Here is a 14,178-nt window from a genome sequence, read left to right as displayed (position 1 = left end):
AAAATGCAACGACGATGAAAATAAATGGTTTATTCCCTACTAATCTGCGGATTACTCTGTCTGCCCTTGTTTTTTGGTTGTTAAAATCCTTGCAAAACATCCGGCAATAATATACGATTCAATATGGAAACTTCCGGAAATCCGATAATAAAACACAAATACACAAGTGACCCTACCGCAGTTGATCATGATGATAAAGTTTATTTGTACACGGGGCATGACGAAGCGCCACCGGGAACAGAAGATTATGTAATGAATAAATGGCTGTGCTTTTCATCCTCCGACCTTATATACTGGGAAGAACATCAAGGCTTATTAAAGGCTACAGACTTTGTATGGGCTGAGGGTGGTGCATTTGCGTCAAAAGTTATTAAAAGGCACGGCAAATTTTTTTGGTATGTTGCTGTCAATCATCAGACTATTAAAGGTTCTGCAATCGGCGTAGCCGAATCATCGGAGCCAGCAGCAAAATTTAAAGATGCTATTGGTGCCGCTCTGATAAACAGGGAATTAATAATACTACAAACTTAATATGAAACGAATAATTCTTGACCTTACTGTTTCACTCGACGGATATATAGAAGGAAAAAACAGAGAAACAGACTGGATCATTTTTGATGATGAAATAGGGAGAGATCTGTGTAATTTTGCCGGCGAAATTGATGCTATATTATACGGAAGGGTTAGTTACGAGCTTTACGGGAATTACCTTCCGTCGGAAGGAGCCGGTACTTTCGAGAAAGAGTTTTATTCCAGGATAAACAAGTTGCAAAAGTTTGTTTTTTCAACCAAACGACAAATTACGGATGTTAATTCGATAGTTATTGCTGAAAGTATTGTTAAGCGGGTTAACGAAATTAAAGCACGTGCAAATAAAGATATTTGGTTATTCGGCGGTTCAGGGCTAATTACCACACTTCTTAATCTTGATTTAATAGACGAAATTAGAATAGGAATAAATCCGATAATTCTAGGTGAGGGAACGCCGTTGTTCAAAGAAATAAAAAGCAGAAAAAAGCTGAAACTTCTCCAAATAAAGGAATATCAATCAGGTGTTATTGGCCTTTATTATGAAACGATCCGAGATTCACCATAACGGTATAATTCTAAATTTATTATTCATGCAAGAGTTTACAATTCAAATTTCTGAAGGCGACATCGGTTATCTCAAACAAAGGCTTGCTAATGCTCGATGGTTCAATTCAAGTTACGATGACAGTGACGAAGGAGGTGTGACCATTAATTATTTAAAAAAAAATGGCCAACGACATTGAAGAACGACACTAAACGCACAAGTATAATAAAATTAAAAAACCGATTTAATAATCCGAATGTCTCCGCACGTTGAAGGAGGAACAGAAATAGTTATGAGAAAAATTATTCAAATTACACACACATCTTTAGACGGTTATACTGCCTGGAAAAATGGAGAGTTGGACCGGTTCGAGAATGCCGGTGAGCACCTTAGTTTTGTTAATAAGTTATTACTTAGTGCTGATAGTATTTTATTTGGCAGAATAACTTACGAGATGTTCGAGAGCTATTGGCCTGCTATCGAAAATAACCCGCTCTCTTCAGAGTTTGAGAAGTGCTATTCCCATTGGTATAACAAAGCGACAAAGCTTGTGCTTTCAAACACGCTAAATGAATTGAAAGGAAATAATACAATCTTAGTTAAGAGTGATATTGTCTCAACGATTGAGGAAAATAAAAATAAAACAGGTAAAAACATACTGTTATTTGGAAGTCCTTCCGTTGGTCAATTATTATTGCAATCAAATCTAATAGACGAGTATTGGATCTTTGTCAACCCTGTTATTTTTGGAACGGGAATTCCAATGTTTGCGCCAAGTAATGATTTGAAAAGGTTAAAGTTAATTGGGGCCAAAACAATTTCTAACGGAGAAGTAGCCTTACACTACGAAGTGAAAAGATAACTTTTGTAATTGGAGAAATTAATCTCTAAAAAAATTCGATGGCTGAAATCGCACCTCTATGATAGTGATAAAAAACGTTACCGGTAGATTGTAAGCTTCCCTGTAGACTTCCTTGAAAGTGGGCCATTTAAAAGGTGACTCCGACAAACCTGATAAGCAACGCTCTAAAGTTTACTCATCAGGGGGAAGTTGTTTTAAAGTAGTTTTGAGCAGTTCGATTAATAACAAGTTAGAACTTACTTTTGACATACATGACACTGGAATTGGAATTCCTGAAGAAAAGTCATTTTCGCAAGTGGATAACACGACAGCCCGTAAATACGGCGGTACCGCCTTGGGTTTAGTGATCAGTGAGCGACTGGCAGAACTGATGGGAGGAACTGTCTGGGTAAATAGTTAGGTAGGAAAGGGTACAATATTTAGCTTCAATATAAATACACAGGCAAGGGAGAGTGCAAAAAACGAATATGGCTATTTCACTGCTACAGACGATAAAGGGAAAAAGATACTCCTTATAGTTCAGAACATGAGCCATTTGAATGTTCTAAAATCACAATTAGAGAATTGGGGAGTATCTTTTGCTTCAGCATCGTCTGGACATCAGGCATTTGAACTGCTTGCAAAAGAAACCGACCTGAACTTTGTGTTTGTAGATATTAATCTGCCCGAAGTGAATGGCATTGAAGTAGCTCGTAAAATAAGAGACAAATATCCGAATTTACTTATTGTTTTATTGAGTATTGTAGGAGATGAGAACAAAGTAAAGTATCCGGGCCTTTTCAATTCGGTATTAACAAAACCGGTAAAGTACGATCAGTTCTTAAGGTTGGTACAAGAACAACTAAAAGGAATTACCAATGGTATCGAAATAGATCAAAAGAGGAAATCGCTATTACCTGCCAATTTCGGTAAAATTTTTCCGTTAAATATCCTCCTTGCTCGAAGATAATCTTATTAATCAAAAGCTAGCAATAGGGATTTTAACTAAACTGGGTTACAATCCAGAAGTAGCGAATAATGGAGTAGAAGTATTGAATATGTTAAAAGCAAAGATGTTTGATGTGATCTTAATGGATGTACAGATGCCTGAAATGGATGTGTTGGAAGCAACCAGGCTCATTAGAAAAAACCACATCTACCAGCCTATAATAATCGCTATGACGGCGAATGCCTTGACTGAAGACCGGGAAGAGTGTATTAATGCGGGGATGGACATGCTATATATCTAAACCCGTAAACTTTGAAGAATTAACTGAGATTCTTAAGAATGCTTTTGATAAAAACATAAGTAAACCACTTGACAGAAATTAATAGAAAGGCATTAAATAGTAAATAAGGTAAAATTCCTCAAATCTTCCCAGAGTAATTGCCTTGCCTTTTAAGCATTAATCTTGGGTCTATCTAAAGAGAGATTCAAAAGGAGTTGCAGGAGTTAAAAGAGTTCTACCGGAACCAACTGCTAAATGATACAGTCCCATTTTGGTTTCCGAGATCTTTCGATAAGGAGTACGGGGGATACCTGCTGATGCGGGATGCCGACGGCTCACTACTAGATGATGACAAAGCTGTCTGGATACAAGGGCGAGCTGCATGGTTATTGGCCACCTTGTACAATACAGTAGAAGCGAAACAAGAGTGGCTTGAAGGCTCTAAGATTGGAGTTGATTTTCTTGAGAAGTATTGCTTTGATACAGATGGGCAGATGTTTTTCCATGTCACCCGTGATGGTAAACCTATCCGTAAGCGCAGATATTTTTATTCAGAAACGTTTGCGGTGATTGGCATGGCTGCCTATGCAAAAGCAAGTGGCGATAAGCGGGTTGCAGAACGGGCAAGAGAGCTCTTTGGAAAATGTATCGAGTATGCAACTACTCCCGGCTTACTGACTCCGAAGTTTACAAATATCCGTCCAGCAAAAGCAATAGGAGTTCCGATGATTATGATTAATACCGCTCAGCAACTCCGGGAAACTGTTGGTGATCCTCGATGCGATGAGTGGATAATGAAATGGATTTTAGAAATTGAAAGGGATTTTGTGAAGGACGATATACAGTGCGTAATGGAACAGGTGGCTCCGAATGGAAGTATTATAGATCACTTTGATGGAAGAATGCTTACACCTGGTCATGCAATAGAAGCTTCTTGGTTTATTTTAAATGAGGCCAAGTACCGCAATAATGATCCGCATTTAGTTGAACTAGGATGTAAGATCATTGATTACATGTGGGAACGAGGCTGGGACAAAGAATATGGCGGTATCTATTATTTTAGAGATGTCTATAACAAACCGGTTCAGGAATACTATCACGATATGAAGTTTTGGTGGCCGCATAATGAATTTATTATTGCCACATTACTAGCCTATACTCTTACAAAAGATAATAAGTATGCAGAATGGCATAAAATGGTTCATGATTATTCGTATAACCATTTTTATGATAAAACCAACGGAGAGTGGTTTGGTTATCTGCACCGTGATGGTACTATTTCCCAAACTGCAAAGGGTAATTTGTTTAAGGGACCTTTTCATTTACCTAGACAGGAATGGTATTGCTGGAAAACTTTAGATGAATTTAATGCGACGCTTGTATAACTCGAAAGGGTGTTCCTCGTTAGTCTGTAGCATTCAATTTCTTAAGAATAGGGAATCAACCGGCAGCCCTGCTATTTGTAAATATATTTTGATATAATTTTTTGTGCGGTTATATTTGTTATGTTAAACGCTAAAATACGCAAGCTGCTTTCCGCGGATCTTATGTAAGGCGAATAGCCAGAGTTGTAATTGACGAAGAGAATGTTCACGCTTTAAATCAGTGATAATCCTGGGCCTTTTGTTGAACCAGAAACTGGATCATTAACGATCATGCTTTATCAAAAGGAGCGGCATATGCCCGCTTATGAAATTATTCATTAGTTACGGTTTGGCTATAGGATGAAAATCGCCTTTTTTATATGGGAACGTGCATACAGATGGGGCCAGAGTTGATTGTTGCTGTCAGGTTAGATTCAACATAAACAAAGCCTTTGGTGTAACTAAAGGATCTGCTATAGGTACTCAACGTAAATCCGTGATACAATTGATGATGAGTAAAGTAAATAAATTATTATGAGAAAAATGAAAAAAAGGAACCTTGTTACACTGTTATTACTTACTATAATAGGTTTAGCTGCACATGCGCGTCCAATTGGTAAAACAGTATACTTTTACGGCGCTATAAAAAATGACCTACACCAGCTTTTGAAGCAGGAAGGTTATATGGTAAAACTATATAAAACTCCGGAGGCTGCAGTAAAGGCTGCTTCATCAGGGGCGAGTGTATTTATCATTGCGAAAGATTATCCGAAAATGGATCCGGTTAACCGGATTACTGAGAACCTGCTAAATGTCGCTAAAAGGAAAAAGCTAAAACTTTACATTGAATATCCTTCTTCATTTCCAGGGTTAACTATTCCGTCAGGCCCTATTGAAACACGTTATGAACGTGGTGTGATTACCCGTGATGTGTTTGGAGGGAAATTGGGACGGATGAGCATTTTGGGCATCCATAATTGTCATATACTACCAGTTGAAGCGAGTAACCCATTAGTTGTATTAGCCCGAGTAGTAGGAGTCGACAGGGCAGAATACGGACTTGACAGCACAAAGACATATCCTTTGCTTTTTGAGAAAGGAGATGCACTAGTAAGCATGACAGGCCTCAGTAATTTTCAAACCGGCCGATATGGACCAAACGAATCGATTAAGGAAGTTTGGACTTATATTTTATCTCGCATAGCAAATAAATCAGTTCAACTAAAAAACTGGCCTCAAGATGTAAGGCCTATGTACAGCAAGACTGAATCGTTACCTGAAAAAGCGAGATTGAATAGTATTAAAAAAGGTATTGAATGGTTTTATAATGGTAAATTTCTTCTTCATCCAAGCTGGGAAGCAGACTGGCTAAAGTATGGAAGCCTTTCCACTCCTGTTGGTCCCCCAATTAGCCAGGAAAAGTTCAGCGGTGATGGAAGCCTCGGGATATTAGAGGGGCATACATCTAAAATTAATTATAACGGTACTCACGAATATCGTTACTGGATGCGTGCAGATGTACAGGGCGAATCTGCTATGGCCCTGGCAGCAGCAGGAAGTCTGTTAAAAAATAGACACTATAATGAGGTCTCAGCCAATCTGATTAATTATCTATTCAAAACCTCAAACATGAGGGCCGGACCTAAAAATGATCCCCAGAGTCCTGCCTACGGTTTGATTGGATGGGCAACAACTAATTCCGGATCTTTTTACGGAGATGATAACGCCCGGGCAATACTGGGAATAATTGGAGCAGCCTCTTACCTGAATTCCGGGAAGTGGGATAAGGAGTTGGCGGAGGCTATTATGGGTAATTTCAGAACAACCGGAAAACAGGGTTTCAGGGGCGAACGCTTGGAGCAACCGGATATTATTAAAAATGGATGGGAATATTATCATAACAGGGACCTGGTATATCTTTTGCCACATTTTGAGTCCTGGATGTGGGCATGTTACCTGTGGTTATATGATAAAACCAAACACGAACCTTTACTTGCCAGAACCAAAGAAGCGATTAAGATTACGATGAATGCATACCCGGAAAAATGGTTGTGGGGAAGCAGTATGCAAATGCAGCGCGCACGGATGATTCTTCCTTTAGCATGGTTGGTGAGGGTAGAAGATACAGAGGAGCATCGTCAGTGGTTGGATAAAATGATAACTGAGACCTTGAAGTACCAGGATGAAAGTGGTGCAATCCGCGAAGAAATTGGTGCAGGAAAAGGCTTTTTTAAAGAGCTGAAGTCTAATTCAGATTATGGTACAGATGAAGGGTCACTGATCTTTAGGAATGATGAGAAAATATCCTGCATGTTGTATACCTGTAATTTTGCGCTTTTCGGTCTAAATGAGGCAGCAGAGGCTACCGGGAATAAAAAGTATAAAGAAGCTACTGATAAGCTATCAGATTTTATGACCAGAATACAGATTCAGAGTGCCAAACACAAAGACCTGGATGGTGCCTGGTTCAGAGCCTTTGACTACGGTAAATGGGATTATTGGGCATCTAACTCTGATGCCGGATGGGGCGCATGGAGTACACTTACAGGATGGACTCAGAGCTGGATTGTTACCTCTCAGGTTCAGATCGAGCAGAAAAAAAGCTTTTGGGAAGTAACTAAGGGTTCTGCTATAGCTACCCCTGGTAAATCTGTCATCCGGTCGATGATGAGTAAAGCAGATTAACCGCATATTAAATATTAGGTGGGCAAGAAAAACTTGAAGTCGACTAACCATAGAGAAAATGTGACTAATAAAACTATTGCCCGGGTCTGGTTGAATTGATCTTTTAATTAACTGTCTTGCTAGGGCATTACACGCTCCAGGCAGAGCATGAAATATATTACCAGATGTATCAGAGTTATTAGTATCAGTTTACAAGGAAACTTGACTTACTTTTTAATGAATTAACCGCAAAGATGCAGTATTAAACAGCAGTTTAAAATGAGAAATTTAATTACAGTTTTACTTTTATTTCTATCAGTAGTGGGTTTTGCCCAAAACCGGAAAGCGTATAATGAGATCGATAAAAAAATTGATAAGCTTTTATCTGAAATGACTATTCAGGAGAAAGTTGGACAGATGACCCAAATTGCTGTTGAAATCCTCCTGAAAAAGCCAGGATCATTAACAGAACCAGATGAGCTTGACCCGGAAAAATTAGCACAATGTATAAAGAAATATAAAGTAGGTTCGATACTTAATATTGGAATTACGGCTCAAACGCGTGAAAACTGGCATAAGTGGATTGAAACTATCCAGGATATGGCTTTGAAGGAACGGGTAAAGATTCCTGTTTTGTACGGCATTGACGCTATTCATGGTAATAATTATACTGCTAATTCTGTATTGTTTCCTCAGCAAATTGCTCAAGCAGCTTCTTTCAATAGAGCATTAGTGAAAAAGGCTGCTGAAATTACAGCGTACGAAACTCGCGCTTCATTTATTCCATGGACATTTAGTCCTGTACTCGATTTAGGCAGAAAGCCAATCTGGTCACGTGTTTACGAAACTTTTGGCGAAGATCCTTACCTGGTTTCAGAATTAGGAAAAGCTATGGTAACAGGTTACCAGGGTAGTTCTTCTTCGATAGATAAATATCATGTAGCGGCTTGCTTGAAGCATTATATGGGATACAGCATGTCGCTTACCGGACTTGACCGCACGCCTGCCTGGATACCCGAAAGAGAGCTTCGGGAATATTTTCTTCCATCTTTCGCTGCCGCAATAGCTATCGGTGCAAAAACTGTAATGGTAAACAGTGGGGAAATTAATGGTGTACCCGTGCATACCAATAAATATATTCTTACAGATGTATTAAAAAAGGAATTGAAATTTAAAGGTTTTGCTCTTACCGACTGGATGGATATTCAATTTCTTGTTGATCGACATCATGTAGCCAAGGATTATAAGGAGGCTACTATGATGGCAATTAATGCAGGTATTGACATGAGTATGGTACCTGTTGATTATACTTTTTGTGATGACCTTGTAGCCTTGGTTAATGAGGGGAAAGTTTCAATGAGTCGTATTGATGATGCCGTAAGACGAATTCTGAGAGTGAAATTTGATGTAGGATTATTCGACAATCCTGTTGGTAAAGCAAGTGATTATAAAGAATTTAACGGTGTTGCTCATAATAAAACAAATTACGAAATCACTTCTGAATGTATCACTTTGCTGAAGAATACCAATAACCTGTTACCTCTCAAGACCGATAAGAAAATTTTGGTAACTGGTCCTGCTGCTAATTCTATGGTTGCTTTAAACGGGGGATGGTCAAGGAGATGGCAGGGTACTAACAGTGATGAAACAGAAAAAGATAAAAATACCATTTATGAGGCTATTCAAAATGTTTTTGGAAGTAAGAATGTGGATTTTGCTCAGGGTGCAAAGTTTAATGCACCATCCGATTTAAACACCGCATTATCCAAGTCAGAAAAGGCAGATGTTGTTGTGCTTTGTTTAGGTGAAGACAGCTATGCTGAAACACCTGGTAATATCCAGGATCTGACGCTTCCTGCTGCACAACTTGAGCTGGCCCGTGCTTTGAAAGCTTCAGGTAAACCCATTGTTCTGGTACTTACAGAAGGGCGTCCAAGAATAATTTCAGCTATAGAGCCACTTTGCTCTGCAGTTATACATGCTTATTTGCCTGGTAATGAGGGAGGGAATGTAGTGGCAAATGTGCTTGCGGGTAAAGTAAATCCTAGTGGAAAGCTCCCTTATACTTATCCCCGGTATCCTAATTATTTGTTCAATTATTACAGAAAGTATACGGAAGAAGTGGATAACAGCTATAACCCACAATGGGAGTTCGGTTACGGCCTTAGCTATACAACATTTAAGTACAGCAATCTCAAATTAAGCAGTAAGGTGTTAACAGAAGGCCAACCAATTACTGTATCGGTTGATATTACCAATACGGGCAATCAAATGGGAAAAGAATCTGTACTGTTATTTGTAAGTGATTTGGTTGCGTCTATCACACCAGAAGCGAAAAGACTTCGGGCCTTTGAAAAGATCAGTCTTGAACCTGGTAAAACACAAACTGTGACGTTTAAAATCACTGGAGAACAGCTGTCCTTTGTAGATGCTACTTTAAAACGTGTTACAGAACCAGGAGAATTTGTTGTAACAGTTGGCGATCAAAAAGCTACGTTCAACTATCGATAGATAATAGAGAGAAGTAATAACATAATTATTATCAGGTCGGGATGGCATGGCAGCCAGGACTAAATTTGTGAAAAAGCCTTGTAAAATGTTGAATACCCGCTCTTCTATTAAGCATGGGAAGTGAAGCTATAAATATCTATGCGATTCAAAAGGTAGCTTATTGCTATGACGGGTGCCTGTCATAGCAATAAGTAGTCATCCTAATCAAGTATAAATACTTCTCTATATAATTACCTGAACATAGACATACTACTTTTTAACTAAACAAGATTCGGCTCCGTTATTTCGTTTGGTAAAATTTTAATGATAAATGGAAATTTTCTTTTAAAAATTTGATTTAAGGTATTTTGCGTGTATATTTGATTTTATAACCGCTAAAAAACGCATTTGTCTAATAATTATGCTAAGTAAATTTCTAACCATTTGTTTTTCATTACTGATAGTAATTACTACAGCCTCAGGATTTTCGAAGAGAAAGCAGATAGCATTCTGCGGCAGTACTGCGAATGACCTTTATATCCTTTTAAAGTGCGAAGGCTATAAAGTTAAGCAGTATCCATCCCCTTCTGCAGCTATTAATGCCGCAGCTTCTGGTTCAGCAGTGTTTATTATATCCGAATCTTACCCGGAAGTAAGTACTAAGAATGATGTGACAGAAGCGATGCTTAGCACTGCAAACAAAAAGGATCTGAAGCTTTATATAGAATATCCATCATCTTTTCCGGGATTAAAGGTAAATACATCACCTCTTGAAACCAGATTTGAGCGGGGTGTTGTTACCAGTTCAGAGCTGGGCGGAGTTTTAAAGCCGATGAGTTTACTGGGAATTCATAATTGCCATATCTTACCGGTGAATGTAAGTAACCCATTAGTTGTACTGGCCAGAGTTGTAGGATTCGATAAAGCGGAATATGGCTTGGCAAATACTACCACATATCCGTTATTATTTGAGAGTGGCAATGCCATGATTTCGATGACCAAGCTAAGCAATTTTGCTACAGCTCGGTATGGGCCCAACGAATCTATAAAACAATTATGGACCTATATTTTGTCTCAAGTGACAGATAATAAGGCTTTGAAAATTAAGCATTGGCCGCGTCATGTGTCTCCCATGTATGGTAAGAATCAAAAATTGCCTAAGGGAGCAAGAATTAATAGTGTTAAAAAAGGAGTGGAGTGGTTTGATAACGCTAAGCTTTTTATCCATCCCAACTGGAAAGACCTGTGGTTGAAAAATCAGGCAAATAAGGGTGCTCAGGGCCCGCCAATCGATTACAATAAACCGAGCGGAGATGGCGCTTTGGGAATAATAGAAGGGCATACTTCCTTAATTAATTATAATGGCAGGCAGCAATATAATTACTGGATGAGAGCCGATGTACAGGGGGAAGTGAGTATGGCCCTGGCGGCAGCCGGAAGTGCCTTTAAAGATGAAAAGTATAATGAAAAAGCGATTAACCTGATAAATTATTTGTTCGATACATCGAATATGCGCGCTGGTGCTAAAAACGATCCTAATAGCCCTGCATATGGACTAATTGGTTGGGCAACTACGAATCCGGGCACGTTTTATGGTGATGATAATGCCAGAGCAATTTTAGGTATAATAGGTGCCTCTGCCTACCTTAAGTCAAATCAGTGGGATAGAGAGCTTACTGAAGCTATTATGGCTAACTTCCGAACAACAGGAAAACAAGGGTTCAGGAGTGAGCGTTTGGAGGAGCATGATATAGTTAAGAATGGATTGAAGTTTTATGAAAACAGGGATTTGTTTTATCCCTCTCCTCATTTTGAGTCCTGGATGTGGGCATTGTACCTATGGTTGTACAACAAAACAGGCTATGAGCCGCTTCTTACCAAAACAAAAACGGCTATCAAAATGACAATGGATGCTTATCCAAACAAATGGTTGTGGGGAAGCAGTTTGCAAACCCAGCGGGCGCGCATGGTTCTGCCACTGGCCTGGTTAGTACGTATACAAGATACCGAAGAGCATCGTCGCTGGCTGGATATAGTTGCAACAGATTTGCTGAAAGCGCAGGTAGAGAGTGGCGGTATAAGGGAAGAAATTGGCGAAGGAAAGGGTCACTTCAAAGAGTTAAAATCCAACAGCGATTACGGTACAGACGAAAGCTCGTTAATCTTTGAAAATGGCGATCCGGTAGCAGAGATGTTATATACATGTAATTTTGCTATATTCAGCTTAAACGAAGCAGCTCATGCTACAGGTAATCAAAAATACAAGACAGCAGTAGATAAGTTATCAGATTTTCTGACCCGTATCCAGGTAAATAGTAAAAAGCATAAGGATTTGGATGGCTCCTGGTTCAGAGCCTTTGAGTATGACCGCTGGGATTACTGGGCCTCCAATGCTGATGTAGGCTGGGGAGCATGGTGTACCCTTAGCGGTTGGATCCAGAGCTGGATAGTAACGACCCAGCTTCAAGTTGAAAAGAAAGAGAGTTACTGGGAACTTACAAAAGGTTCAAGTGATTCAATAAAACAAACTGTGGACGTTATGGCTAAAAAGAAATAAAAGTTCTCTATAGTATTATAGTATTAATTAATGATATCAGGCTACTGCTGCAGTATTTATTTAAGATTCTGTAATAAACCAGAGCAGTGTTTTAGAAGAAATCTATTCCAATTATTTTGAAATATATCCTTATTAGTCTTTTGTGCTGCTGTACAGCTGTGTATTCACAAACACAATCTGTTAATCTGGGTGTAATACCCGCTCCAAATATTATTGCATTAAAAGATGGCGATTTTACTATTGGAGCAAAAACAGTTATAAGTTACTCTGATAGTAAATCTAAAGGGAAGGCTATTATGTTAAGGGATTACTTCGAAAAAAACTATGGAATGAAATTACCGGTACTACAGAAGTCCGGTAAGTCCAAGCAAACTATTGATTTTATTTCGAAGGTTCAAAAGGAATCTGATAAAGAAGGGTATAATATGATTATAACACCTTCAAATCTTGTTATATCAGGAGATGATGCAGGATTATTCTATGGATTGCAAACGCTGATGCAGATTGTCACGCTTAATGGTAAAAAGATACCGTGTGCAGAAATTTCTGATAAGCCTCGCTACGCTTACCGAGGCATAATGCAGGATGTAGGGTATCATATTTATCCGGTATCATTTATAAAAAGTCAGATCGAGATGCTGGCTAAATATAAAATGAATGTCTACCACTGGCACCTGACTGAGGATCATGGATGGCGTATTGAGATTAAAAAATATCCTAAACTTACTTCTGTAGGAGCGTATAGAGACAGCAGTCCGATCAGCAATTATACCGACTCATTAAAAGGGTCGGACCACCTGCCTTACGGAGGCTTCTATACACAGGAAGAGATTAAAGAAGTTGTAGCATTTGCTGCGGAGAGACACGTAACAGTTATTCCTGAGATTGAACTGCCCGGACATTCGGTAGCAGCACTTGTGGCATACCCTGAGCTTGCTTGCGGTGATACCCCCGGTCCATTTAAAACAGCAGAACAATGGGGGATTTACAAAGATGTTTATTGTGCAGGCAAGGAAAGCACTTTTAAATTTTTGGAAGATGTATTTACTGAAGTATTGGCTTTATTCCCCTCTCCGTATATTCATATTGGAGGAGATGAGTGCCCGAAAGATCGCTGGAAGGCTTGTAAGTTCTGTCAGAAACGCATTAAAGAAAATCAATTAAAGGATGAACTTGAATTACAAAGTTATTTTGTACAGCGCATAGGAAAATTTATCAATTCCAATGGAAGGAAAATTATTGGTTGGGATGAAATACTGGAAGGGGGACTTGCACCTAATGCAACAGTAATGAGCTGGCGGGGAGTGGAAGGGGGAATAGAAGCAGCTAAACAAAATCATGATGTAATAATGGCTCCTCACACAAATGTATATCTTGATTATCTTCAGGGTGAAAAAGAGCTTGAACCATATGCTATCGGAGGGTTTAATACTTTGTCCAGAATATATGCTTATGATCCCACTCCCCAGTCCTTATCCGAAGAACAAAAAAAATATATTGTTGGCGTGGAAGCACCTATATGGACAGAGTATATGGATACTCATCGCAAGGTAGAGTATATGTTATATCCCCGTCTATTTGCTTTATCAGAGATTGCATGGACAGAACCGTATAAAAAAGATTCTGTAAGCTTTTTTGAGCAAAGGTTGCCAAAACACTTAGCTCTGCTGGACGAGACAGATAAAATTTATAGGGTTCCAGAAGCCATTGGGATTTATAATAGTAAATTATTTGGCTCTGAATTTAAAATCGGTCTGAAACCTTCCGTAGAAGGTGCAAAAATATATTATAATTTTGATGGACAAGATGCCAGGGAGACCGATTTCCTCTACGAGAGGCCTATTCATATTATACTTCGAAAAGGTGAAAAAAGACAATTAAAGACTGTTGTCATTACCCCTTCGGGAAAGCGAAGCGTTAATACTTCCACAATTTTTATCAATCCTAATTAATTTCTC

11 protein-coding genes are annotated in these 14,178 nt (G+C 38.9%); all 11 read left to right on the top strand.

Annotation, left to right across the window (positions count from 1 at the left end):
- The first annotated feature begins 123 nt into the window (after positions 1-123).
- On the top strand, positions 124-531 hold the full coding sequence (locus tag J3P43_RS11390; protein ID WP_255902435.1) for a family 43 glycosylhydrolase: 408 nt from the start codon (positions 124-126) through the stop codon (positions 529-531).
- 1 nt (position 532) lies between these two features.
- Complete coding sequence (locus J3P43_RS11385) at positions 533-1,096, top strand: dihydrofolate reductase family protein (RefSeq protein ID WP_255902433.1); 564 nt, start codon at positions 533-535, stop codon at positions 1,094-1,096.
- A gap of 271 nt (positions 1,097-1,367) precedes the next feature.
- The gene (locus tag J3P43_RS11380) at positions 1,368-1,937 is read left to right on the top strand and encodes a dihydrofolate reductase family protein (protein WP_255902431.1); all 570 of its coding nucleotides are present in this window, start codon (positions 1,368-1,370) and stop codon (positions 1,935-1,937) included.
- A 118-nt stretch (positions 1,938-2,055) separates the two neighbouring features.
- Complete coding sequence (locus J3P43_RS11375) at positions 2,056-2,337, top strand: ATP-binding protein (RefSeq protein WP_255902429.1); 282 nt, start codon at positions 2,056-2,058, stop codon at positions 2,335-2,337.
- A gap of 15 nt (positions 2,338-2,352) precedes the next feature.
- The gene (locus J3P43_RS11370; RefSeq protein ID WP_369414804.1) at positions 2,353-2,886 is read left to right on the top strand and encodes a response regulator; all 534 of its coding nucleotides are present in this window, start codon (positions 2,353-2,355) and stop codon (positions 2,884-2,886) included.
- Positions 2,873-3,166, top strand: coding sequence for a response regulator (locus J3P43_RS11365; protein ID WP_255902425.1), 294 nt, complete (start codon positions 2,873-2,875; stop codon positions 3,164-3,166). Before J3P43_RS11370 ends, J3P43_RS11365 begins: the two co-directional genes overlap by 14 nt.
- Before the next feature lie 194 nt (positions 3,167-3,360).
- Entirely contained in the window at positions 3,361-4,530 is a 1,170-nt protein-coding gene (locus J3P43_RS11360; RefSeq protein ID WP_255902422.1) for an AGE family epimerase/isomerase, read from the top strand.
- A 513-nt stretch (positions 4,531-5,043) separates the two neighbouring features.
- Complete coding sequence (locus J3P43_RS11355) at positions 5,044-7,194, top strand: hypothetical protein (RefSeq protein WP_255902420.1); 2,151 nt, start codon at positions 5,044-5,046, stop codon at positions 7,192-7,194.
- A gap of 258 nt (positions 7,195-7,452) precedes the next feature.
- Entirely contained in the window at positions 7,453-9,684 is a 2,232-nt protein-coding gene (locus J3P43_RS11350) for a glycoside hydrolase family 3 N-terminal domain-containing protein (protein ID WP_255902418.1), read from the top strand.
- Between the two features lie 400 nt (positions 9,685-10,084).
- On the top strand, positions 10,085-12,220 hold the full coding sequence (locus J3P43_RS11345) for a hypothetical protein (protein ID WP_255902416.1): 2,136 nt from the start codon (positions 10,085-10,087) through the stop codon (positions 12,218-12,220).
- A 158-nt stretch (positions 12,221-12,378) separates the two neighbouring features.
- Positions 12,379-14,172 carry a beta-N-acetylhexosaminidase gene (locus tag J3P43_RS11340; protein ID WP_255902414.1) on the top strand — a complete coding sequence of 598 codons (1,794 nt, stop codon included), beginning with the start codon at positions 12,379-12,381 and terminating at the stop codon, positions 14,170-14,172.
- The last annotated feature ends 6 nt before the right edge of the window (positions 14,173-14,178 follow it).

Origin of the sequence: Paradesertivirga mongoliensis (assembly GCF_024436395.1) — a bacterium.
In the GTDB taxonomy this organism is placed as follows: domain Bacteria; phylum Bacteroidota; class Bacteroidia; order Sphingobacteriales; family Sphingobacteriaceae; genus Paradesertivirga; species Paradesertivirga mongoliensis.
The sequence above is the reverse complement of the archived record's forward strand: the minus strand, read 5'-3'. Positions and strand labels throughout refer to the sequence as shown.